The following is a 25594-nucleotide window of genomic DNA, read 5'->3' on the forward strand; positions in this document are numbered from 1 at the left end:
CGATCTTAAATTGAAACGGCTATTAAGCTCCGTTGAGAAATTTTCCTTAAATTCGCATTAAATTTATTAATTCATGAACTACGATATTATTGTGATCGGTAGTGGTCCCGGTGGTTATGTAACTGCCATCCGCGCTTCTCAACTTGGTTTTAAAACAGCGATTATAGAAAAAGAAAACCTGGGAGGTATCTGCCTTAACTGGGGATGTATCCCAACCAAAGCATTGCTGAAATCAGCCCACGTTTTTAATTATCTGAAACATGCTGAGGAGTATGGCCTGAATGCCGTTGAAAATCCGGGTTTCGACTTTTCAAAGGTAATCCAGCGCAGCCGTGGAGTGGCTACCAAGATGAGTGGTGGAATTTCCTTCCTGATGAAGAAAAATAAAATCGATGTTATCATGGGAACCGCGAAGATTCAGAAGGGTAAGAAAGTAAGCGTAACAGATAAGGACGGTAAAGCTGCTGAATATTCAGCAGAGCATATCATCATTGCCACCGGCGCAAGGTCGCGTGAACTTCCTAACCTTCCGCAGGACGGTAAGAAAGTGATCGGTTACCGTGAGGCTTTGAGTTTGCCGGAGCAACCTAAATCCATGATTGTAGTAGGTTCAGGTGCCATTGGGGTGGAATTCGCAGATTTCTATAATTCCATGGGTACAAAAGTGACTATCGTAGAATATATGCCGAACATTGTTCCGGTAGAAGATGAAGATGTTTCCAAGCATCTGGAGAAATCACTTAAGAAAGCCGGTATTGAAATCATGACCAATGCTTCTGTTGAAAGTGTGGATACTTCCGGAGCCGGTGTTACAGCAAATGTGAAAACTGCTAAAGGAAACATTACCCTGGAAGCCGATATTGTTTTGTCTGCTGTAGGTATTGCTGCCAATGTTGAAGGTCAGGGCTTTGAAGAAGTTGGCATTCAGACTGATAAAGGTCGGGTTTTAGTAAACGAATGGTATGAAACTTCAGTGGCCGGTTACTATGCTATTGGTGATATCCTTCCTACGCAGGCTCTTGCGCATGTAGCTTCTGCCGAAGGTATTACCTGTGTGGAGAAAATTAAAGGTCTTCATGTAGAAAAGATCGATTACGGCAATATTCCCGGTTGTACTTACTGCAGCCCTGAGGTTGCTTCTGTGGGTCTTACCGAAAAGCAGGCTAAGGAACAGGGTTACGAACTTAAAGTGGGTAAATTTCCTTTGTCTGCAAGCGGTAAAGCAACTGCAAACGGCAATACCGACGGTTTTGTAAAGGTGATTTTCGATGCCAAGTACGGCGAATGGCTGGGTTGTCATATGGTAGGCGAAGGTGTGACAGATATGATTGCAGAAGCAGTTGTAGCACGTAAACTGGAAACCACAGGACATGAGATCATTAAATCAATACACCCGCACCCAACAGTTTCCGAAGCTATAATGGAGGCTGCTGCAGCTGCTTATGGTGAGGTGATCCACATTTAATAATATTCACAGCGACATCTTACAGAATGAGGTGTCTGCAGTGTGAAAAAGAAAGGAGCGGGAAAATTTTCCCGCTCCTTTTTGTCTTTGATATAAACGAAAACTATTCAGTTTCGATGCTTTCGGTTTCAGGAGTTCTATAAATATTAGTGGAGGTATAGCTCGCAAAGGCTTCTTCCAGGCTTGCAAATTTACCCTTAAATTCATCTACAGGTGAGTCCTGGATGATATTTCCGTTATGAATGAGAATTACACGGGTACAGAGGGCCTCCACCTCCTGCATAATATGTGTAGACAGGATCACCGTTTTTTCACGGCCTATCTCGCGGATTACATTGCGGATCTCAATGATCTGGTTGGGATCCAGCCCGTTGGTGGGTTCGTCCAGAATAAGAAGGTCCGGAGAATGCAGGATGGCCTGAGCCAGACCCACACGTTGCTTATACCCCTTGGAAAGTTGTGAGATTTTCTTGGATTTTTCCGGTGTAAGGCCTACCAGTTCTATCACTTCATTAATCCGTTCCTTAGGAATTTTATGCAGGTGTGCAACAAAGGACAGATATTCGCGGATATACATTTCCGGATAGAGCGGATTATTTTCAGGCAGGAAACCAATTCTGCGTTTACTTTCAGTCTCGTTATCAGCAATGTTCAGTCCGTTGAAGTTGATTTCACCTTCCTCAATGGCCAATACTCCTGTAATAGATTTCATCAGAGTTGATTTACCGGCACCATTGGGTCCCAGGAGACCGATGATCTCGTTTTTTCCTATGCTTAAGCTGATGTTGTTTAATGCGGTTTGGTTGCCAAACTTTTTGGTTAGACTGCTGATCTCTAAAGACATTGTGGCTGTTTTTGAACTTAAATAAAAACCCATTCAGAATGAACAGGTTTTTCTATTTGGATTATTTTTTCTTCTTGGTGGCCGTGGTTGTGGTACCGGAATCAGTCTCGGCCAAAGGTTTTATGGTTTCATTTTCTCTTGAAGCAATATTCGCTTTATCTTTTCCAAAAACCCTGTCAACCTGAGCCTTCGTAAGAAACTGGCTTTTGCCGATATACTTTTTGCTTTTGTTGATGTAGTGAATAAACTGAACCGTAGTCTGCCCGTAGTTGTGAGCGTATTTAAGACCAATTATATCGTTCGGAAGTTCCAGCTGGACCTCACCCATTGGCATGTCTATAAAACCGTCGGAAACCAGTTTGTAAAGCTGCTCAAAATCTTTGTTCAGGTCATGAAAATAAAATGACCGAAAGGTATTTAGATTACTTGTGTTGATGTCCTGGTAATTGAAGGTATACTTATTCTGTTTTTTATACAGCGCAACAGCATTTTCTTTCCCTATCTGGATCAGGTTGTCGTTCTTAAGCACTTTGATCTGTGCAAAAGCAGTGAATGAAAATAATGTGGTTAGAAGTAAAACTGTTTTTCTCATTATCTTTTTTTAAGAGGTTAAGAACTTCATTTCAGCCTCTGTGTTTTTGTATCTGAAGCAAATGTACCAATTTTTTTAAAAACAATTATGCTGACTGCCAGTGCACTCCATAAAAAAAGTCTGCAGTTTCTACTTGCAGACTTTAGTGACCTCGACAGGATTCAAACCTGTAACCTTCTGAGCCGTAATCAGATGCGCTATTCAGTTGCGCCACGAGGCCGTGTTTTTCGGTTTGCAAATATAGCAATTTTTTGATTCCTTTGACAAATGAAAGCAAAAATTTTTCAAATAATTGCACTTTTTTTTCTTTTCAGCTGTACGGGAAAGCCCGAAACAAAGCTGGAGGACTGGACCCGTATTTCAGAATTGCTGAAATACCGTGAGGATTCCGCTGACCTGATATTACATTCAGGAGCGTGGGCCTACCGTTTCCCTCTTGCGGAGCTGCCTTTTAAAAAAGTGGTATTACTGAACGCGAGTTTGGTGGGATACTTCACCGAACTGGGTCTGGAAGACAGGATCATTGGGATCTCCAGTCCGGAATATATTTACTCACCACGGGTACAGGCCCTAATAAATAATAACAGTATACTGAATGTAGGTAATGAACAGAAGTATAATGTAGAAAAGATTATCGCGTTGAAACCTGATGCGGTATTTACCAACAGGATCGCAACATTCAGCAGTACTTATGACCTGTTAGAGAAGAACGGTATTCCGGTAATCTTCCTGGACGAATATCTTGAAAAAGAGCCGTTGTCCCGCTCCAGGTATTTGTTGCTCATTGGGAAACTCATGGGGATGGAACGCAAAGCCGCCGGAAAATTCATGGATATTAAAAAAACGTATGATTCACTCGCCTTATTGGTTTCGGGTGAAAAGACAAGGCCTGTGGTTTTGGCAAATGAGATGTACGGCAGTCAGTGGTACCTGCCGGGAGGACAAAGTATGACCGCACATTTCATACGGGATGCCGGCGGCTCCTACATCAACGCCGGTAGTAAAGGTGCAGCTGCCGAAGTCAGAAGTTTTGAGGAAGTCTTTTCAAAATCGCAGAATGCCCGTATATGGGTCAATGCCGGGAATCACCAGTCGCGGGGAGATTTGTTGCAGGCAAATCCGAACTATTCAAAAATGGAAGTGTTCCGTTCAGGTAAAATTTATACCGTAACCCAGAAGGAGCGGGGGCGGTCCAATGATTATTTTGAAAGCGGCGTTGTACGTGCCGACCTTGTACTTAAGGATTACATCATGATCTTTCATCCAGATCTTCTTCCCGGTTATAATTTAACCTACCTCAAAGAGCTTAAGTGATTAATATTTCTATTTTTGCAAATTATTCTCCCTTTGGGGAAATTATGTAAAGCCCGCTTGAAATCTATGTTCAGAAAAATTAAGAAGTTTATTTTTATCCTTATCCTGGCCAATATACTCTTTATTGTGTGGGGCAAATTTCTCAATCCTCCTATAACCGCTACGCAGATAGGCGGTATCATGACGTTCGGAAAACTGGAACGCGATTATATTGCATACGGCGATATGGGAAGTCATATTAAAAAGGCAGTAATCGCTGCAGAGGACCAAAAGTTCTTCATCCATAACGGATTTGACTATAAAGCGATTGAAAAAGCTTACAAAGACAATGAAAAAGGGAAGAAAATAAAGGGCGGAAGTACCATTTCGCAGCAAACCGCCAAGAACGTTTTTCTGTGGCAGGGGAGAAGCTGGTTCCGGAAAGGCCTTGAGACGGTCTATACTTTCATTATTGAACTTGTCTGGGGCAAGGAAGTCATATTGGACCGCTACCTGAACTCAATTGAAATGGGGCGCGGCGTTTTCGGTATTGAGGCGGCCGCACACTACTATTACGGAAAAAACGCCAAAGACCTCACAAAAAGTGAAGCCGCGTGGATTGCTGCCATTTTACCTAATCCCAGGAAATATGATCCGCACAATCCCTCCAAATATCTTCGCAACCGCCACAGCTGGATTATGAAGCAGATGAACAATGTGACGCTGAAATAGTATCTTTGCATACAATGAAGATCTTCAATTCAGGTAAAACCACATTTCATGCGGTATTAAAAAAGTATTTCAGTTTCAGGAATGAAACGAAATCCTTAGATCCGCTGCATGAACTGCTGGAAAGCATGCGGGAGACCGAGTTCAGTGCGGTACTGAATGTACTCCGCGAAAATCCCGACCTTCTGGAGCATTTCCGGTTTTATATCCATCATATTTTCGCTGGGAAAACCTTTAACCTGTCACTTACGGAGGCAAATATCCTGTCGGAGAATGCCTTCTTTCCGGAGTTCCGTAAAAGGTTGCTCAACAAGGTCCTGCCGCCGGTAGAGAGTGAGGATACGGTATGGTACCTCATTGATTACGTGTCTGTACGTACGGCGCGCGACCTGACTTACTTTCGTAATGTGCATGAGGAAGATATGGATGAGCTGTTCCACATGCTCGAAATTTCGCGGCTCATCACCAAAAAAACGGTAAGACGCGAACTCTTCTTTGCTATGAATATACTGGCCTGGAGAGTCATCGGGAATGCCCTGGATGTGGAGGTTTCCAATATGGCACCCGAGTATAAGAATTTTGACAATCCCTTTCTGGCCCTGCAGGATGAGATGGATGTCCTGACCAAAGAATTCCGGGAAAACCCGGATTTTGAACTTAAATCAAAGGATGCCCAGTTTAAACAGGTTAAAGTATATCTTACTCAGTGCCTGAATTTTACAGACATTGCCTTCAAGAATTCCTCGAAGTACGGTATATCCGGAAAAATTAATCAGTCACTCCTGAAAATCCGCCAGCAGCTGAACCGGATACAGGATATCCTGAACCTTCTGGTTATTGATGACGAAAAGGATGTGAGCCGGAAATCAAAGGATTTGGTGTTCAACATTATGGAGTACAAATCCCATAAGAATAATCTGCGAGAACTGGTGGCCGACAGCAGCACGCTCATGTCCCATCTTATTACGAACCATACCGCACAAACAGGTACTCATTATATCACCTCCTCCTTTCGCGATTATGTCCGGATGTTCTGGATGGCCAGTGGCGGTGGGGTAATCGTAGGGGCACTGGTCGTGCTGAAACTCTTCTACGGACTGGCTCCGGGAAGTGATTTTGCGCATGCCGTACTGTACTCGGTAAATTATGCCATGGGCTTCATACTGATTTTCCTGATGAGATTTACGCTGGCCACCAAGCAACCTGCAATGACGGCCGCCACTATGGCAAAAGTGCTGTCTGAAGGCAAAAATACACAGAAAAATTATTCAGATTTTGCCCATTTGGTTTCTAAACTTTTTCGCTCACAGTTCATTGCCTTTGTGGGCAATGTGCTGTGGTCATTTCCTGTTGCGCTGGCCATCATCTACGGTCTCGATGTGCTTTTCCAGGAAAATTTTGCCACAGAGAAAGCGGCAAAATTACTCAACGACCACGATCCCTTTAACTCAAAAGCCATACTGCATGCCTGCATTGCAGGTTTCTATCTCTTTATTTCAGGAATCATCTCGGGTAACGTAGCAAATAACGCCGTTTTTTATCAGATTCCGAAAAGGATAGCCAAAAATCCTCTTCTTCTGCAGGTGTTAGGCCCTAAAGTAGCTAAAGCCGCGTCCGGATACTATGCCCGAAACTGGCCCGGTATCGTCTCCAATTTATGGTTCGGTATTTTCCTTGGCGCAACAGGTCCAATAGGGTCCTTTCTCGGTCTCGACCTGGACATCCGGCACATCACGTTTGCAGCAGGAAATGTTGCCCTCGGTCTTTATGGTCTTGACTTTTCTGTAACAGCGTATACCCTCTGGATTTCGCTGATCACCGTATTCCTGATTGGCTTCTTTAATTTTGCCGTCAGTTTTGGTCTGTCCATGGTGTTGGCATTCCGTTCGCGGAAAGTTAATTTCGGGGAAGTGAAGGAAATCTACAGGGAAATATTCAGGTATTTCCTGAAGAATCCTCTGAGGTTTTTCTTTCCCATACGGTCATTCCTGGACAGTAGGGCCAAGGAAATGATGGAGAAAACAATCCCTACAAAATCTCAAGAGCGCTAAAGTTTTCGCTACCGAATTTTTCCTGAAATTTTTGAAGGAAGAATGTTTTACGCATTCTGAAATCGTTCTTCAGAAGCGGCGATTTTATTTTGATCTGCAGTACTTTCCTGTTTAGATTAACGGATTCAATTTCCTGAAACAGATCGTCATTCAGATATTCGTGCAGATAATCCTTCACTTCAAATGCCATGAGTTTTTCTTCAAAGCCATGGATTCTGGCAAAAGATTTCACAAGCTCTGAGGACTGGAATTCTCTGTTTTTTTTCCTTTTCATTGGGTTCGGGGTTTTGAGATGCAGGATTTGAGGTGCGAATTACGAGTTATGGGTTTCGGGTTACAGATTACGGGTTACGGGTTGCGAGTTGCGGAACTGATTTTTTAAGTATTCCAGTTCTCACGAACCCATTTTATCTTACCGCCTAAAAGGTCATATTGTGAGTGCACATTTTCAAAATTAGTTTTCAGGTTTGGTTATAAATGACTGATTTTTTCCAAATGGGCGATGGTTTCATCGTTACTGGAAGGGCTGAATATCAGAAATCGCTCATATTCCCTTTTATATATTCTCCTTCCATAACCTTCAACGATGTTGGAGACAACAGAATCTGAGGAACGTCTCAGCTGACTGCCTAATTCAAAAAGCTCATATTTTGAAAGAAACAGCGAAGCTCTGTGCGGCTCAATAAACAGAGCGAAACTGATCCTGTATATATCCAGGTTGCGGTAACTCATAATCTGCTGTTCAAATAAAAACAATCAAAAATCGAGACTGCATACTTTACACATGCCTTAACCCGCCGCCCCGAAAACCCGAACCACAGCTCAGATTTCAAAAATTTTAGATTCCTCATTAATTTTTCTTACTACCGCTTCAGTTCTTTCTTTACTCGTATCGGTAATGAATATCTGGCCGAAATGTTCACGGTTCACAAGTTCAATAAGCTGTGCCACGCGTGTGTCATCCAGCTTGTCGAAAATATCGTCGAGCAGAAGGATTGGTGTTTTGCCGGTAAGCTCTTTTATACGGTTCATCTGCGACAGTTTCAGCGCGATCAGGAAAGATTTCTGCTGACCTTGGCTGCCTGTTTTTTTCAGAGGTTGTCCATTCATGTTAAACAGCAGGTCATCTTTATGAATCCCGCGCGAGGTATAGGTCAGAGCCCTGTCTTTTTCCAGATTTGTGCTGAGTAGGTCTTCAAAATTTTGATGAATAAGATCTGACCCGTATTCCACCGTTATTTTTTCATTCCCTTTTGAGATGATTTCGTAATAATTCTGGATAAGCCCCAGAATGGAATCGGTGAATGCGCGTCTTTTTTCAAAAATACGGCTGCCGAATTTAACAAGCGGTTCATCATAAATCTCCAGACTTTCCGCATCAAAATATCGGTTTTTTGCAAAACTTTTCAGCAGTGCATTCCGTTGCTGAACGGTTTTCTGATACTGAATCAAATTGAACAGATAATCTGAATCGGTCTGCGAAATCATAGCGTCCAGAAACCTGCGCCGGCTTTCACCGGAATCGGAAATAAGGTTCGAGTCGTAAGGTGAAATGATAACACTGGGTAGAAATCCGATATGATCGGCCATGCGGTCGTAGGTCTTATCGTTTTTCTTAATGATTTTTTTGGCGTCGCGCGGCATCTGAACTTTGATAATGCTTTCTTTTTCGCCATCAGAAATTATCCCTTCAATGCTGAAGAAATCTTCACCACTTTCAATATTGTTTTGGTCTGTGTTTCCAAGAAAACTCTTGCCCACCGAAAGGTAGTGCAGCGCATCCAAAACGTTGGTCTTTCCCGCGCCGTTATTGCCTACAAAACAATTGATTTGCGGTGAAAATTCAAAATTTCTTTCGGGATGATTTTTAAAGTGGATGAGTTGAAGCTTTTGGATAACCATTTGTCAAAAATACTTCATTAATATGGTAATTAAAAGTGGCAGCACTGAACACGATTCTACGCCAAAAGAAAAGTACGCATCCTTATTGGTGTTTTCAGAAAAGTAAACGAAGATCATGGAGATGACGTTGGTGATGACAAAAGCCGCAGCAAATTCTGTTTGGAGCGTAAAAATTGAAATAACTGCACCTGCGGTAAGCATTAGACTTGCCAGGTACTTCGTTTTCTGAACCCCAATCAGCCGGGGAAACGTCACAACGTCGTCGTGTTTCATATCGCGTATGTCAAAGGGAAGGACCAGCGCAGTTACGAAGAGCAGGCTCACTATGAATATGCCGGGATGAAAGTAGGGCAGTATCAGCCAGGAATTAACCAGGGCCCATGTAAATCCCACATAAAACACCTTGAGAAGCGGGATTTTGCGGATATAAGTGTCGAGGAAAAATGAGTTATACAGCAATCCGAGAGCAACGATGCAGAGCCATTTCAGCAACCGCACCTCATTGTGATTCAGTATAATAAGTGCTCCCGAAATCAGTCCGCAAATTATATTAAAAATAAGGATGCTGTTAAAGTGCCGGTGCTTCTGGTATTTGGTATACAGATAGCCGCTGAAATAGGTGATAAAAATGAGCAGTACCGTGGGCCAGCGCAATACGTTCTGTTCCAGCATGAAGAACACAGCCAACGCAGTTCCCATAAGTGAAACGTAGAGCTGACTGTCAATGAAGTATTTTTTTGCTACTTTTAAGAACTGCATCGGTGCAAATTTAACCAATAAATGCCGGCTCCATCTTAGTTACATTCAATTATAGATCTATGAAAAAGTTAATCCGGGTTTTTATCCTTCTGCTGCTCACTGCAGTCTTTTCACCTTTCTTTGGTCAGAAATACTATGACGACCAATGGAAAAAGGTTGCCGAAAACTATAAATCAGGTAAATTTAAGTCCAACCTCCCAATCATTTTAGAAATCCAAAAACAGGCGATGAAAGACGATAATGCCAACCAGCTTATACGCTCGCTGAAAGCCGAATTCAGCATTGTGAACCAAACACAGGACGATGAAAACAACGATTCGGCCAGCCAATTCTTTACTAAGCTGTCAACTTTTGGCGACAAACTGAAAGGAGAGCAAAAGTTGCTGTTTGATATGCTTCTGGCTGAATTTTTCTCGGATTATTATCAGAATGAAGCCTGGGAAATTAACCAGCGCACCAACATCAACAATCAGGATTTTTCGCAGATAGAAACCTGGAGTAAACTTGATTTCAAGAATTTCTTACAGAAGAAGTTTGCTGAGTTGGAAGCAAAAAAAGGTGATTTGCAGAAGATTCAACTCGCCAGGTATAAAGATATTTTTGAGGGCACAGAAGATTTGGAGTATTTTCCGACGCTATTTGACTGGAACGCGGTGAATCAAATTGAGTTTTTAAAGAACAGTAACTTTTTTACTCCAAATGAACTCAAAGTTAATCATCAGAAAATATTAACTCATTATGATGAACTGATTGCGAAAAACGCGGGTAATGCAAAACTTTATTTCCAGCATCAAAAAATTAACTATAACTGTCAGTTCCTGAACTGCAAGGATAAATTGGAACAGTTTCAGAATCTTGTTAATTCACCTATAGAAAGTGATTACAAGGTTCTTATTATCGCAGAAATGATGGACATGCGCAGTGCGGAGCAGAAGTTTATGGAGGCGCTGCAACTGGCAGAATCTGCAAAGAAACAGTATCCGAAATCTAAATTCCTCGATAATATTAAGAACCGCGAAAACCAGATCACGAATCCTTCGCTCATTATTAAATTTGAGAGCCATACGCAGAGCAACTGGCCGATCCATCTGGTTGCCGAGGCTAAGAATGTAGGCCAGTTTTCGTTAAATATTTATGAAGTAAAGGACGATGTACAGAACTTTATGAAGTATGTGCGCAATTCCTACGATAAAAACAGTTTTGCAGCGGTTAAAAAGTCTTTGGTCCGAAAAGACGTGTTCGAACTTCAGGACCTGAAAGACTATAAAACAATCAAAACTTCACTTGAAATTAAGCCTTTGCCTTCGGGAATTTACCTGGCTGAATACGTTGTGGATGGCGCCATCCGGGAACATTTTTATTTCATTGCGACCCAATCCCGTATTTTATATGATAAAAAGGATGACAGAAAGCCGCTTGCAAATCAGCTGAAGCTGGTGAACCGCGAAAACGGACAGTCCATTTCCAGTGAAGGCTTGAAAATCTACGAGTACAACGGAGCGAAAACCGTGACGGTAACGAACCAAAATACGGATAAAACGGCTAATTTTCGGTTTCCGGATTCCGGAAGTAAAGAGTATTACCGCTATTATCTGATTCAGCAGCCAAAGACCAATGATTTTAACCTGATGCAGGTCTATGGAAACCGATATTACGGCGAAAACGAATCTGGAAAACAGCAGGACCGAGCACAAATATTTATAGACCGTGCAATTTACAGACCCGGACAAACCATCTATTTTAAAGTGATCAACACAAAATTGTTTAATGAAAAAGAATCGGTTGCGACCGGAGTTTCACAAAAAATATCGCTCCACGATGCCAATGGTGAAGAAATCACCTCGCAGAATTTCACGACCAATGAATTCGGTTCCTATCACGGAAATTTTGTGCTTCCAAACGGTAAATTAAACGGGAATTTCTCGCTGCAAATAAATGACCGCAACGTTCATAGCTACAAGTCATTTCAGGTTGAAGAACACAAGCGTCCGAAATTTGAGGTGACTTTTGAGCCTGTAAAAGATGAATATAAATATGGGCAGACCTTAGAAGTCAAAGGCAGGGCCATGATGTTTTCGGGAGTTCCGCTGAGCAATGCTACGGTGAACTACGAAATTAAGAAAAAGAATATCCGCTGGATGTACTTTTGGTGGTATCCGCGCGGAACCGACAATGAGAATTCCATTTTAGGTGATGTAAAAACCAATGATAAAGGTGAATTCACGATCAGGATCGACCTTAAAAAGGATGAGACGCTGGAGGGGATCCAGGTGGATAATTATGAAATCAATGCTTCCGTGACTGATATCAATGGTGAAACCCAGTCGGAGACAGTCAATGTGAAAGTCGCCTCCGTGTCGCATTATATTAAAGCTGATGATATAAAAGACAGCTTCACCGATGAAAATATTAAGGTTAAGGTTGAAACAAAGAACTACAACGACCAATACTTAAAGAAACCTTATCAAGTTAAACTGTCGAAGCTGCTGCCGCCGGAACGGATCTACAGAAGTAATTTCCAAAATGAAGTACAGGATTTGCCTACACTTTCAAAACAGGAATTCATCCAGAAATTCCCGCACGATTATTTTTCGAAGGAAGAGAAAGATCGGATGACTGAAAGAGTTGTTCTTGAAAAGATGCAAGAGCCAGGAACCAAGAATCAAGATAAAAATAATGGTCTTGAATCTGATGTCTTGAATCTTGGTTCTTTACCTGCCGGTAAATACAAACTTGAACTTTATAACATCGAAGGAAAAGACACCATTAGAACCGAAAAAACCTTTGAAGTTTTCGACAAAAGGTTCCTTGTTGATACTCAGAAACCTTTCCTGAAGGTTATCCAGCCAAAAACGGAATACAACAGAAACGAAAAAGCGAAAGTCTATGTTTATTCGGCAGTTCCGAATGCTTTGGTTAATATTTATGTTCAAAATGGAAACGGGGAAACCATCACTGAGCAGCGGAAGCTTAAGAACGGCGTTTTGGAATACGACCTTGCCTTTCCTAAAGACGAAAGCATCGACCAGGTCAATGTTCAGTTTCAGGTGGTGGCATTCAATGACGTGCAGACAGAAAGCATTAACCTTAAAATCAGTTCCGACAAAAAACCATTAAGAATTGAAACGGTGACCTTCCGCGACAAACTGCAGCCCAATTCCAAAGAAAAATGGACTGTGAGGGTTTTAGGTGATGACAAAGAAAAAGTGAATGTCGAAGTTTTGGCAAACATGTATGATATGTCTCTGGACCAGTTTGCTGTGAATACGTATTCGTGGCAACAGCTTTACCGGAAATATTTCAGAATGATATCCTATGATGTAGACCGAGAGTTGGCGCGGGAGCATTACAGTAGGCGGATTCCCTATATTAACCAAAAAGGCGTTCGTATCCCGCAGTTCAGATGGTTTGATGGGGGCGTTTATGGACGTACGGAAAATCGTTACAGCACGACAGTTTTGAAAAGTGCACAAGCAGTGAGGTCTACATCAGATACTGCAGAATCCCAGGTAATTGAAGAGGTTGTGGTTTTGGGATATTCAAGATCGGCGTTCGCGCCACCAGTTGCAAATCAGATGGCTAAGGATGCAGACGGAGTTCCTGACAGAAATGATGTTCAGGTGATGGATAAAATCCCCGTCCGCCAAAACCTTAATGAAACCGCATTTTTCTATCCGAATTTAATGACCGATAAAGACGGAAATGTCACCTTTGAATTTACCTCGCCCGAAGCATTGACCCAGTGGAAACTCATGTTCCTGGCGCATACGAAAGACGCCAGAGCGGCAACTTTAGAAAAAGAAGTTGTGACGCAGAAGGAATTTTCAGTTACACCAAATTACCCAAGATTCCTGCGTGAAGGTGACGAGCTGAACTTGCAGTCCAAACTTTCGAGTCTGCTAACCCAGAGTTTAAATGGCACCGCACGACTTCAGATTTTAGATGCGTTTACAAACGAGGACATCTCGGATCGATTCGGGTTAATTCGTAATAATTCGAGCGCATTCTCCTTAGAAGAAAACGGAAATGCTGTTGTAAACTGGAAGTTAAAAGTACCGAACGATGTTTCTTCAATTATTATTAAAGTAGTGGCGCAGGCCGGCAACTTCTCCGATGGGGAACAGAAAGCCATTGCCGTTCTGCCGAACAGGATGCTGGTGACCGATGCGGTGCCGATCTATGTGAAGGAAGGCCAGACGAAAACGTTCACCCTTGAAAATTTAGCTAAAAATAATTCAACAACCGCCACGAACGTTGCCAATACTTTAGAACTGACGACAAACCCAATATGGGAAATTATGTTTGCGTTGCCAAGCCTCAAAAACGACCAGAACGGTTCGGCCGATGTGGTGTTCAACAAATGGTTTGCGGATGTTCTGGCCTCGGAAATATTTAAAGCCAATCCAAAACTTAAAACGGTTTTTGATGAATATCAGCAGAAAGGTTTATTAACTTCAAATCTGGAGAAAAATCAGGAACTGAAACAATTGCTGCTCGAAGAAACTCCCTGGGTTTTCGACAGTAAAAATGAGACGGAGCAGATGGAAAAACTGGCGCGTCTTTTCGATGCGAATACAATGCGGAACTCGATTCAGACCGACTGGGCAGAACTGAAGCAACTGCAGAATCCCGACGGAGGCTTCTCGTGGTATCAGGGTTATCCAAGTTCCTATTATACTTCGCTGTACATCCTTAAAAATTTAGGACGTATCAATGAATGGCTGAAAGGAAATATGGCCGATTATCAGGGTTCGGAACAGAAAGAACTGGTTTCAAAACTTATCGGTTATGTAGATCAGGAAGTCAATAAGTATGGGAATATTGACAAAAAAAATGTAGTTAATAATTTCCTGCTGGATTATCTGGATACCCGCAGCTACTGGGAAACACAGTATCCGCTGAAAGCCAAAGGAACATCTTTAAAAAATGCTGTGATTTCGAAAGCCAAAACGGAGAAAATCACGGATTTCACCTTCTTTGGCCTGCACCGTCTGGCGTTGCTGTTTGATAAATATGGAATGAAGGCTGAGTCTAAGAAATTCCTTACGTATCTGAAGGAAACCTCTACAGATACCGAAACTCAGGGCGTTTACTGGAAACAGAACCTGAATGACTGGGGCTGGTACTCATCCAAAACGGTGAATCATGCCGGCGCTTTGGAAGCCTTTAACAAGCTCACTCCAAACTATACCGATTTCATTGAGGAAATGAAAATCTGGCTCGTGACACAGAAGGAAGTCAATTCCTGGGGAAGTTCGCGCGGAACGGCCGAAGTGATCTTCACGATCCTGAATTCCGGAAAATCGTGGACAACTGCAGAAAGTGATAAGGCGACAATTATTTGGGGAGGGAAGGAAGTTGTGAACCCGGATACGAAAGCCAGCGGTTATGTGAAAACATCTGTAAAGCCTGAACAGATTGACAAAACGTTAGGAACCTTGACTGTTACTAAACCCGGTCCCGGAGTTGTGCAGGGTGGACTCTTCTGGCAGTATTATGAAGATCTTGACAAAATTAAGTCTTCCGAATCGTACATTTCCATCACCAAAGAACTTTACAGAAAGGTGAAGACAGTAAACGGTGAGGAACTTCAGAAAATAACTTCCTCGACACCTCTGAAAGTTGGCGATAAAGTTACCGTAAAAATGATTCTGAACACCGACAGAAATATGGAATTCATCCATCTGAAAGACATGCGCGCGGCAGGATTCGAACCTTTAAATGTAATTTCAGGCTACGAGTGGAAAAACGGATTGGGTTATTATCAGTCTACGAAGGATGCCTCCACCAATTTCTATATTGAATTTATGTCGAAAGGGAAGTATGTGTTTGAGTATGACTATATCTGCAATGCTTCAGGAACCTTCAGCAACGGAATTACGACGCTGCAGAACTATTACGCGCCACAGATGAATGCGCATACGATGGGAACACGGGTTGTAATCACTGAATAATTGGGTATAGGCCTATACGATGAAAATCTAGATGTATTTCGTGAAACCGCCTAATTATTTAAGGCGGTTTTTCGATAAAAAACATTATTTTTGCAAACATTAATTAAAGCCGGGCCCATAGTTTAATGGATAGAATTAAAGATTCCGGTTCTTTAGGTTGAGGTTCGATTCCTCATGGGCCTACAAACCACCTGATTGCGGGTGGTTTTTTGTTTTGGATTTTCAGGAATTCTGGAGGGGAGAGGTGGAAAGTTAAAAGGTTGGGAGGTTAAAAGGTCGTTAGAAAATTAATAGGACTGAAAGTTCACGGTTTGGAAATCCACAATTTTGCATTCACAATTTAGAATCATCGTGGTTTGTATGGCTGCTCTGTGTCTCCGTGGTTAGGTAGAACCAGGAGCCAAGGCAAAAGAATAAAGTTAAAGGTAAAAGTAAAAAGATTTATAAGCTGGAACCAAATTGTTCTGAGCAACCAAAAGCCGGGGGGCCATATTTCAGACATCAGACGTCAGATTTCAGAGCCCGGAAAGTAGTTACCTGAAGTTAAAAGGTTAATAAGTTAAAAGATTAGAAGGTTAGAAGGTTAGAAGGTTGCTGTATTGAAAAACTTTTCTGTAGGTTTAGGCGTCAGCTTAACCAAGAAAGGGTGACATGATTATAGATTTAACAGATGCATCACCAGAAAACCCCGAAGGGGTGACATATTTCATCACAATTCTGTCTGACCATCCGCAGTCCCATGCATTAAGTCGGTGAGTAGGTAGCAGGTCAGAAGGCGGAGAATTTGGAGGTTAAAAGGATATAGTAGGATAAAAAAAATATGGTCCGCAAATCCAGAATTGTGGTTCATATTTCACAACCTCTGTGCCCTCTGTGCTTTCTCTGTGTCGCTGTGGCTAGGTAGAGCCGAGATTTCAGACATCAGACGTCAGATTTCAGAGCCCGGAAAGCAGTTATCTAAAGTTAAAAGGTTAGAAAGTTAAAAGGTTAGGTGGTTAGGTGGTTAGAAGGTTCATGAATACTCAAAATCGGCCATACCTGCGCAGAAACTAAGTTTCTTTGACTGAAAACCACAGTAACAAATTGCCTTGATGATTTCGCCCATTCGTTAGGATTTTAAAGTGAATTCTAAAGATAACTATTTTTTTGCAAGGTCATAGCAGATTTTAATTTGCAGTTGCTGTAGCAGTTATGCTTTCCAATATTAGTCGGACCTATACTGATATTTATAATCAACGGTATTTTACGGAGCGGAATATGAGGTTCAATATGGATTAAATTGAGAGCATTTACCAACAAGGCTCTAAAAGGGCAAATCTGCTATTTGTGGAGCAATCTGTTCGGGCAGAATTCGTAATGGAGATACTTAGAAAGAAACAGTTACCAGCCTAAAAAGAATATTGCTGTTTTTCTGACGGCATATTTGACACTCTATCTGCTGTCCGTGATCACGTCTGGGTATTATGAGCAGCCGTGTTGAAGTGTCTACACTACACTTTGGGCTCCGGAACAATGGACCTGTAATTTTTTATTTTCCGGCACGATGTGAGGACGCTTCGCGCAGCAGGGAAGTAATGCAAACGTTACTTGGTATCCTGCTAAAAATCCCTTTTGCAATTATACAAAAGTTCTCTTCTTGGTAAAATAGACACTAAAGAAGTTAAATGATTTGATGTAATATTAAGTATTTTATACGCTATATTACGTACAAAATAGTTTTTTATTAATTTTTATAATCTTATTATAGTATGTACATTTGAATATCGATTACGTCATAGTAGTAGGAAAACTGTATGCATGGAGCGCCCATAAAAAAAATCAACTAGAATAACATAGAATTTTATGGCATTGAATTACCCTAATCTGAAAATTATTTTCCTTGCAACACTACAAATGAATTAAGCTACAATTCTTCTAAAAATTAGTTAAGTCAAGTATTTCTTAATAAATAAAGTTTAATTAAAAAATTTAGTCATGAAAACAATCTATTTTTATTTAATGTTGGTATGTTTTATTACATCTTTTACAATGCTTAAAGGTAATGAACCAATTGTTGAAAACTTTGGAATTGCTAACTACGAAGTTAAGAACATAAATACCGGTCGATTTTTGTTTAAAAAAAGCAATTGTACTGATAATGGCTATTCATTCTTTAGTCCATTTAACATTAATCCTGAACTGTTAAGCGCCTCATATAAAACTACATCTAATGATAAGGGTGAAGTTATTATTACAACTAACATAGGAGGCAATTCTACAGAATATAAGATGGCTAATTTCAACGTAGATAAATCAGGTTCATTTGTATCATTTGATATTTTAGTCGGAAAATATATCTTTAAATCAACTATTCAAGGACGCAATTTAACATCAAAATTTTTGCTTAACTATTTTGACAATTCTTCTACATCAGTCTATTTCAGTCAAGCGTGTCCACCTTGTGCTGTTTTCGTTGTTGCGGTAGTTGCGTCAGCCGCAATTAAAATATGTACCGATGCAAGCAGTGCATGTAGCCCATGTAATGGAACACTTATAGTAAGCGCTTGCTCGTGCTCCTGCCAACCAAAAAAATAATCTCTTTTAGACAATGTGCATATCTTTTTGTCCAGTTAACCTATTTCGTTGATTTTGATTATAATAATGATAATTGTACGCTACGGTTCTTGTCAGCTATAAACAGTTATACATGTACATGGAACTTGTTAAAAACATCCTACTCTTATGTATATAATTATAGCCTAAACTTTATAATAAAGGTCATGGAAAAAAATAAATGTTTTACTTCTGGTAATAAATTCTTACTAATCATTTTTAGTATGATTACCTCAATATTGTTTGCCCAAAATATGTATCAAGTTCAATATATTCTAACTTTTAAACCTCAACAAAATTCGACACTTGAGAAAAGTTGTCTGATGACCTTATACGTCCATGGTTTAAATTCTACATTTTTTGACAATGAAATGCTAAAGGCTGATTCAATTTTGACGTCGAGTAAGAATAAGTTTGAACAATCCGGTGAAATACTTGATTACGATACAGATATTGATGTCAATTTTACATTTGTAATTAACAAGAATCTAGAAAATAAGAATATAATTTATATGGATCATATTTTGAATGGATTGAATCCGTTAATGATTGCTTACCAAGAACCAGTGGAACTTGAATGGAAATTAACAAATGAAATCTCCACGGAACAAAATTATATCTGCCAGAAAGCTAACCTTCAATATGGTGGACGTAATTGGATTGCATGGTTTACTACACAAATACCGATTCAGGATGGCCCTTATAAATTTCACGGCCTGCCAGGCTTAATTGTGAAGATTCACGACAATGAGTTTAATTATAATTGGGAACTAGAGAAAATTCAGAGTAATAAAAGTAATTCATTTATAACTCCTATTTTCTCAAATCAAAAGATTAAATTTATGTCAAAGCAAGAATTTGAAAATGTATTTGCGACATATACTAAAAATCCCATGCAAGCATTTAATGAATTAAGTGAAGAAGTTTTGGATTCCTATGTTCCAGGTATTAATGTAAAGTTACGTGAATATATTAAAACGCAAGGAGATATTATTAAAAATAAATACTCAAGTAGCACAAATTTGATTGAACTTTAAATATTAAAGTAAATATTTCCACGAGCAGTAGTTTTTTATGTATAAAACTATAATATATTTCAAATTAACATATTACCGAAGAGAAAATTTTTGAGAAAGTCTATATATCATTTTATTCTGAAAGGATGAAATGAATTCAAAAAAATAATCCGTAAGCAGGTAAATGTACATCAATGGATGTGAATAATTTGGCATTTATTTTATTACAAAAAAGGAATAAAGAATTAATGGTTTATAAATAAACAACTACTACATTAATTTTAAAATATCTAGTAAATATGAAAATCATACCATTAATGCACGTTATTGCAGGTAATCTAATAATCAACTTTCCAATAGCTGTTTTCGGTTATTATCAATTGTTTAGTCTTAATTCAAATTTAACTTTAGCAAATGCATTTTTTGTTGTTACATTTCAATTCGTTTATTGGTCGTTAGTCGTTCCTTTTTACAAACTTTACAGTGTAAGAAATTTATTTACCAAAGACGATTTTCTGAAATGGGAAAAGTGGAGTGTTCGTTCATTTCTATTTTGGCCGCAAAGCTTTAATCTAGATAAATTAGAATGTTGGGATGCAGATAAGTTAAAAGAGTTTTTAGACTTACGATCTAAATTTCTACAATAAAACTGTTTTTGGGGATGAATACTTCACAAGAACTTTCTGAAAAGAATTAAATTCTGCCGGAGACAGTGGCATTTTAAGAATGGAAAAATCAGGGTTTGATAACAGTAATAGACCTGCTTACCTTGCTGATAACTTTCAATGGGTGCGTCAAATCACGCCTCACTACGCATAAACTCGATGTTTTTCAAAATCTGACGGCGGGAAATTGTTATTTCCTCGCTATAATGTTCTGAAAGAACAGCAGAGCAGTACGTGATTAAATTATTAATGTAGAAATTCCTGTATTAGTTTGAAAAACATTTGTCCAGAGCCTTATATCTTATTTGTGCATTTTTGTTCGTTGCCATTCCATCATTTGTGTGAATCTCAAATATACATATTGAAATTAAACTTCCACAGAATTTCTTACATATCAGATTTTAGGGAGGACAAATACAGTCTTTGCTGGTGATCTTAGATAACCCAAAAAAAAATCAGGACTTTCGTCCTGATCTGTGTTACATTGGGCCCTGCATGTCGTCGTCGCCCGAGGAGTTGTTGTTGATGTCCTTTTTGCGTTTTGGCTGATCCACTTTCTCGCCCTGCTTGAAGCGGTAGGTGAAGGAGAGGTTGAAGGAGCGCGGGTTCCAGCGCATCATGGACTCTTTTTCAAAGCCGGGGCCGAAGCTAGTGTATTCGCGGCCACGGGTTCCAAAGATATCCTGGATATTGAAGGCCAGGGTACCGTTTCCGTCCAATACCGTTTTGTTGGCACCAAAATTAAGGACATACATTGGTTTGGTAACGCTGGAAGCGGTTTCCTGTCCGCCTCTGTAAAAGCCCTGAAGCTGCATATTCAAGGTCTTGTCCACCTTAAATGTATTGGTGAGCCTGAATCTTGTGGAAAAACCCGAACCGTCGAATGATAAAGGCTCAGTCATCGTGGTGGCATCATAGTACTCCCCTTCGGACTTATACCCAAACAGGTCGGCGCTGGCCATGATCTTCCACCATGGCAGGATATCGGCAGTCGCGTTAAGGTCCAGTCCGTATTGGTGGTCATTCCCGATATTATACGGTTTTGTTATAAGCACATTGGAACCCGGACTTTCACTCATCACCACAAATCTTGTTTCATCTTTTGTAGAACGGAAATAGAGCGTGGGGTTGACAGTGATTTTACGCTTTTGGAAAGCGTAACCCAGTTCAAAAGAGTCTATATATTCCGGATTCAGGTCTTCGTTACCGCGGAAAAGGTTTTGGCGGTTGGCCAGGGAAGTCGGGTAGGGAATGAGGAACCAGGAGCGGGGTCTGTTGATCCTTCTGGAATAGTTAAGCAAAAGCTGGTTGTTGGTGCTGCCCAGGTCGTAGCTCAGGAAGGCACTCGGGAAAAAGCCGATATAATTTTTATCCTTGCTGGATACGTTTCCACTCAGGCTTCGGTAGTCGATGCCAATATCTGAATGTTCCGCCCGCAGACCCAACTGGTAACCAAACTTATCAATCTTGCTCTTGAACTGTGCATAGGCCGCGTTAATTTTTTCACTGTAGACCGTGTTTCCGCTGTATGCATCAACTGTTTCATAAGCCAGGGCTGCATTGGTTTCACTGTTCAGGAAATCATAGTCGTTATTATTGCTGTCGAATCGGTAGCCTGCTTCAATTTTTGACATTTCACCGACAGGAAGTTCATAATCCAACTTACCGATTACCGTTTTATTGATGGTATGGTTGTTCCCCAAAGAACCGTAACGGAAGACGGTGTTGTCCAGCTCTTTAGAGTCCTCATTGGACCTGTTGTCGCTCTGCTGAACACTTACGCTCAGGTAAATATTGTGACCGTTATCATTAAATTTATGATCCAGACCTGCATCTCCCTGAATGGTAAAGTTTCTGCTGTTCCCCAATGCATTGGTCTGTGTGAAACCATCAACCATTCGTGCAGCATTGTAGCTGATATTGTCTACATTGTTATCGCTGAAGCTTTTGTAAGCCCTACCCATGGCAGACAAATTAAAAGAGGTCCGGTCGGTGAGGTCTACAGAGAATCCTGCGGTAGCGTTGTAATTGTCGTTCTCGCTTTTGTTGAGTGAATTCTGCTCAAAATAAGAAGTAGTTGCACCGGTAACAGCATCAAAGAAACGCGTATCACTCTCATTGCGGCCCTCACTTTCACGGTAGCCGCCACCACCGTTCAGGAACCAGGTCCAGCTGCCTTTTTTCCAGCTTAGATTGGTGTTAAGGTTAGTGCTGGGCAACCACCCTAAACTTCCGGTCACGCTGCCGTTGAAGCCCATTCCTTTGGTCTTTTTCAGGATGATGTTCAGGATACCGGCGGTACCGCTGGCTTCAAATTTAGATGAAGGGTTGGTGATGACTTCAATGCGCTCAATCTGGTCAGCGGGTATGGACTGCAGTGCATTAGCACCACTGTCGATACCAAGAAGTGCAGAAGGTTTACCGTTGATAAGGAAACGTACATTGGAATTACCGCGCATGGATACAGTACCGTCGGTTTCTACAGAAACAGAAGGTACGTTGGTAAGCACATCCTGAAGGTTACCGCCTTTCGAAATGATATCCGTGCTGGGATCATATACTTTCTTATCAAGTTCAACACGGTAGGGCCGTGTGGCCTGTACCGTGAGGGTTACCCCTTCAATTTCCTGAGTAGGCGCGGTAACAGATCCGGTTTCTTCCTGTTCAATGGAAATGCCGGGCATGTTTCCTCCGGTAGTGATCTGTCTGGCCTCTGTGGTCTTTTTAAAATTAATGGCATCAACAGTAATGTCATAATTTCCCGGTACCAGCTGCAGCGTATAAAAACCCTTGTCATCTGCCAAAGCGGCATCACTGAAAGCGGGATTGGCTTTATTGGTAAATGTTACCGAGGCATAGGGCACGGGGTTATTTTGCTTATCCACCACCGTAGAAGATACTGTTATTTTTTCCTGGGCAAACGCAAAAGCGGCAGCCGAGAGTACGAAGGTAAGTCCGAGGACTTTTCTGGTTAGAATCTGATTAATTTCTGTTTTTACCATTTTGTAAAATAATTAGCAGGGGCAAAATTCCAATTTTAGTGCCCATTTGTTTTATAATATTCCAAAAAAATATTGTAGTTCAGTGAAGATTTGAAAATTCACTTGACTAATAAGACGCTTAACCAGCTGTTTTGTTAAAGCTGCGAGCTGTTAATTTGTGTTAAAGCTATTTTATCTCGCGTGAATTAAGCCAGGTCTGATAGTCGCGTGCATTTTTGGCATGTTCAGCATCGCTGGCCGTAAAGCGGTGATAGCCAAAACGGTCAGGATCGGCTGCCATAAAGATGTAATTGTTTTTTTCTGCATTAAGAACGGCATCCACTGAATTTTTATCAGTGATGCAGATCGGCCCGGGTGGAATACCTGCATTTGCGTAGGTGTTATATGGAGAGGGATGCCTCAGGTGCTTATAAAGAACCCGCCGAATAGGCGTAGTAAAATTTGTCTCTTTGTTAATTGCATAAATTACCGTGGGGTCACTCTGCAGTTTCATACCTTTACGGTAGCGGTTCAGGTAAAGGCCGGCAATGGTTTTCTGCTCGTCGGGTTTGCCACCGGATTCTTTGTACACAATGGAGGCCAGAGCATAAATCTGGTCGCGCGTCAGTCCGCTTTCTTTTTCTTTCTGAATGCGTTCAGCAGTCCAGAAGTCCTGGTACTGGTCATCAAATTTTTTGAAAAATTCCTTTGGGGTAACGGTCCAGAAGAACTGGTAGGTGTCTATGAAGAAATATTTTTTAAGGTCTTCGGCATTTCTGTGCCCTTTCTGCACGGCTATTTTGTTCAGTTCGGAAACGAACTGAAGCGAGTCGGTCTCTGTTTTGCGCGTAACACGGCCCACCATCTGATACACATCACCGAAATCACCGATACGAAAGGTGTTTTCTGTCTGGTTTCCGGCTTTGATCATATTTACAAGATCAGTGTTGCTGCTGCCATCCTTTACCCGGTACCGCCCGGCGTGGAAGAAGCGGTCCATACTTTTGTCTTTGGCAACATCAACAAAAGCCTCTCTGTTGTGCAGGTAAGGTGATATTGAGTCCAGGATCTGGTTAAAGTTGGCGCCGGTAGGAATATGAAAATAGCCTTCTTTGGCTACATTATCACCAAAATATTTCTTATAAAAACGGATACCAAAAAAGCCTGCTATAATAACCACGGCCAGGATAAAGAGTGCTGCTGTCTTTTTCATTATTAATATTTAAGCTGAGTTTGACCAAGCTGAATTTGCGAGTGCAAAAATGCGGTATTTTTTGTTAGTTAAGGGCTTTTTCCACTTTGATTGCATCTATTAATGTAATCAGTGGTCAACTTCTGAGGAATTGGAAGTTCTGAATCATGCTTCTGGCCTTTTAATTTCATTTTGAGACCGGTAAGCGAAATTTGTGCCGCTGTGAAGATATTTGTGCCACGACTTGGAATCTGCGTTTTAATTAACGGCAGGATGTGGCTGGGGCGCAGGTGAAGGGGATTTACTGCGAACCTGAATGACGCAGTTCCCGACCTTTCCGAACTACAGTCCAAAATTCGTCAGCAGAAAGAGGTGGCGGGATGTGCTCCAATTTAATATCTTGTATGTCCACCGGGCAATTATCTGACAATTCAAAATATAAGATCGCGCTGAAATAGTGAATAAGATCTCTGACGGTGAAAAAGGTGCGGTACTCGTCGCGGATCTCAGGACTTTGGGCGAAGCAGACACTAACATCGGGTTCATTTCCAGATTGAAATTGAAGACCCAGGCCCGAGGCCCATTTTTCCACTGTTGCCGGATTACGCTGAACAACTGAGTGAATTTGATCTCGCAGCGCTTCTAAAATTTGCATCTTATTAAAAAGGGGCGATGGATCCATTATTTGGTAATGTGCTGTACGATTAAACCGGCCATTCGCGGCCACTAAATTGAAATCTTGCCGCTGAAAACCTGAACTGCCGGTCCTTCCAGCCAGATATCGGAGAAGGTGCTGCCGCTTTGCCGGGCATGAATTTTCAGGTTTCCGCCTAGGACTTTCACATCAACCGCAGTAAGACCTGTATCCTTCATAAAAACCAGGGCTGAGGCAGTAGCGCCCGTACCGCAGCTGAAAGTTTCGTCTTCCACACCGCGTTCATACGTACGCACAAACAGGGAATGGTCTGAAAGTTTTTCTACAAAATTAACGTTAATACCTATGGAGCAGTAGGTGTCATTATTACGGATCTCATTTCCTTTTGTATACACCGGGAAATCCTTCACCGCATCCACAAACATTACAAAATGCGGAGAACCTGTATTGAGGACGGTATTCTCTCCATCATAACTGATATCTGCCACATCAATCATTTTCAGTTTCACATTTCCCTTGCTATAAGAAGCTTCGTGAAGACCATCCACAGCAGTAAATGTTGCCTTCTCTTCAAAAAGATCCAGGAAGTGGGCAAAGGCTACCAGACAGCGGCCGCCGTTTCCGCACATTGTACTTTCATTCCCGTCGGAATTATAATACACCATTTTAAAATCGGCCTGTGCATCATTTTCAAGAAGGATCAGTCCGTCGCCGCCAATTCCGAATCTGCGGTCACACAGGTATTTTATCAGATCTTTATTCTTCGGGAATTCCTGGTCCCGGTTGTCGATCATCACAAAATCGTTACCGGTGCCCTGGTATTTATAAAACTGAAGTATATTCTGCATATTGATGTGGATTTGCGCCTGTGCAAGTTACTGAATTAGAGTAAAAATTCGCTTAC

Annotated in this window: 18 protein-coding genes and 2 tRNA genes; 9 read left to right on the top strand and 11 right to left on the bottom strand. The window is 41.2% G+C overall.

Annotated features, from left to right (window positions below; translation table 11 throughout):
- Positions 1–73 precede the first annotated feature (73 nt).
- The gene (gene lpdA / locus F7R58_RS05720) at positions 74–1465 is read left to right on the top strand and encodes a dihydrolipoyl dehydrogenase (RefSeq protein WP_158063982.1); all 1392 of its coding nucleotides are present in this window, start codon (positions 74–76) and stop codon (positions 1463–1465) included.
- Positions 1466–1568: 103 nt separating this feature from the next.
- On the opposite strand, the gene F7R58_RS05725 is transcribed toward lpdA, so the two are convergent.
- The 3 genes from F7R58_RS05725 to F7R58_RS05735 all read right to left on the bottom strand — a co-directional run bounded on the left by F7R58_RS05725 (position 1569) and on the right by F7R58_RS05735 (position 3121).
- Positions 1569–2309: an ABC transporter ATP-binding protein gene (locus F7R58_RS05725; RefSeq protein ID WP_158063983.1), complete on the bottom strand. Its 741-nt coding sequence runs from the start codon at positions 2307–2309 to the stop codon at positions 1569–1571.
- A 61-nt stretch (positions 2310–2370) separates the two neighbouring features.
- Positions 2371–2901 (bottom strand): hypothetical protein, encoded by a 531-nt coding sequence (locus F7R58_RS05730; RefSeq protein ID WP_158063984.1) that lies wholly within the window; start codon positions 2899–2901, stop codon positions 2371–2373.
- Between the two features lie 146 nt (positions 2902–3047).
- Positions 3048–3121: transfer RNA gene (locus F7R58_RS05735), tRNA-Arg, on the bottom strand.
- Positions 3122–3168: 47 nt separating this feature from the next.
- Here F7R58_RS05735 and F7R58_RS05740 point away from each other — a divergent pair.
- The 3 genes from F7R58_RS05740 to F7R58_RS05750 all read left to right on the top strand — a co-directional run bounded on the left by F7R58_RS05740 (position 3169) and on the right by F7R58_RS05750 (position 6974).
- Positions 3169–4215: an ABC transporter substrate-binding protein gene (locus tag F7R58_RS05740; protein WP_158063985.1), complete on the top strand. Its 1047-nt coding sequence runs from the start codon at positions 3169–3171 to the stop codon at positions 4213–4215.
- A gap of 66 nt (positions 4216–4281) precedes the next feature.
- The gene (mtgA, locus tag F7R58_RS05745; protein WP_158063986.1) at positions 4282–4926 is read left to right on the top strand and encodes a monofunctional biosynthetic peptidoglycan transglycosylase; all 645 of its coding nucleotides are present in this window, start codon (positions 4282–4284) and stop codon (positions 4924–4926) included.
- Between the two features lie 14 nt (positions 4927–4940).
- Entirely contained in the window at positions 4941–6974 is a 2034-nt protein-coding gene (locus F7R58_RS05750) for a recombinase (RefSeq protein WP_158063987.1), read from the top strand.
- On the opposite strand, the gene F7R58_RS05755 is transcribed toward F7R58_RS05750, so the two are convergent.
- The 4 genes from F7R58_RS05755 to F7R58_RS05770 all read right to left on the bottom strand — a co-directional run bounded on the left by F7R58_RS05755 (position 6952) and on the right by F7R58_RS05770 (position 9635).
- Positions 6952–7248: a hypothetical protein gene (locus F7R58_RS05755; protein WP_158063988.1), complete on the bottom strand. Its 297-nt coding sequence runs from the start codon at positions 7246–7248 to the stop codon at positions 6952–6954. The genes F7R58_RS05750 and F7R58_RS05755 overlap by 23 nt on opposite strands.
- A gap of 197 nt (positions 7249–7445) precedes the next feature.
- A complete protein-coding gene (locus F7R58_RS05760) occupies positions 7446–7706 on the bottom strand; it encodes a four helix bundle protein (RefSeq protein ID WP_229723857.1) in 261 nt (86 codons plus the stop codon).
- 90 nt (positions 7707–7796) lie between these two features.
- On the bottom strand, positions 7797–8876 hold the full coding sequence (recF, locus tag F7R58_RS05765) for a DNA replication/repair protein RecF (RefSeq protein WP_158063989.1): 1080 nt from the start codon (positions 8874–8876) through the stop codon (positions 7797–7799).
- A 3-nt stretch (positions 8877–8879) separates the two neighbouring features.
- Positions 8880–9635, bottom strand: a complete 756-nt coding sequence (locus tag F7R58_RS05770; RefSeq protein ID WP_158063990.1) for a hypothetical protein — start codon at positions 9633–9635, stop codon at positions 8880–8882.
- 59 nt (positions 9636–9694) lie between these two features.
- Between F7R58_RS05770 and F7R58_RS05775 the strand changes: the two genes are divergently transcribed.
- From F7R58_RS05775 to F7R58_RS05795, 5 genes are all read left to right on the top strand, one after another.
- Complete coding sequence (locus F7R58_RS05775; protein ID WP_158063991.1) at positions 9695–15589, top strand: alpha-2-macroglobulin family protein; 5895 nt, start codon at positions 9695–9697, stop codon at positions 15587–15589.
- Between the two features lie 111 nt (positions 15590–15700).
- A tRNA-Arg gene (locus tag F7R58_RS05780) sits at positions 15701–15772 on the top strand.
- A gap of 1791 nt (positions 15773–17563) precedes the next feature.
- Entirely contained in the window at positions 17564–18163 is a 600-nt protein-coding gene (locus F7R58_RS05785) for a hypothetical protein (RefSeq protein WP_158063992.1), read from the top strand.
- Positions 18164–18348: 185 nt separating this feature from the next.
- Positions 18349–19218: a GLPGLI family protein gene (locus F7R58_RS05790; protein ID WP_158063993.1), complete on the top strand. Its 870-nt coding sequence runs from the start codon at positions 18349–18351 to the stop codon at positions 19216–19218.
- A 278-nt stretch (positions 19219–19496) separates the two neighbouring features.
- Positions 19497–19844: a hypothetical protein gene (locus tag F7R58_RS05795; protein ID WP_158063994.1), complete on the top strand. Its 348-nt coding sequence runs from the start codon at positions 19497–19499 to the stop codon at positions 19842–19844.
- Between the two features lie 497 nt (positions 19845–20341).
- Here the strand turns inward: F7R58_RS05795 and F7R58_RS05800 are convergent, their stop codons facing one another.
- From F7R58_RS05800 to dapF, 4 genes are all read right to left on the bottom strand, one after another.
- The gene (locus F7R58_RS05800) at positions 20342–22864 is read right to left on the bottom strand and encodes a TonB-dependent receptor domain-containing protein (protein WP_158063995.1); all 2523 of its coding nucleotides are present in this window, start codon (positions 22862–22864) and stop codon (positions 20342–20344) included.
- A gap of 166 nt (positions 22865–23030) precedes the next feature.
- Positions 23031–24056, bottom strand: a complete 1026-nt coding sequence (gene mltG / locus F7R58_RS05805; protein WP_158063996.1) for an endolytic transglycosylase MltG — start codon at positions 24054–24056, stop codon at positions 23031–23033.
- A gap of 280 nt (positions 24057–24336) precedes the next feature.
- Entirely contained in the window at positions 24337–24717 is a 381-nt protein-coding gene (locus F7R58_RS05810; RefSeq protein WP_158063997.1) for a hypothetical protein, read from the bottom strand.
- Between the two features lie 44 nt (positions 24718–24761).
- A complete protein-coding gene (gene dapF, locus F7R58_RS05815) occupies positions 24762–25538 on the bottom strand; it encodes a diaminopimelate epimerase (protein WP_187695271.1) in 777 nt (258 codons plus the stop codon).
- Between the last annotated feature and the right edge of the window lie 56 nt (positions 25539–25594).

Source organism: Chryseobacterium sp. (genome assembly GCF_008831505.1).
Taxonomy (GTDB): Bacteria; Bacteroidota; Bacteroidia; order Flavobacteriales; family Weeksellaceae; genus Marnyiella.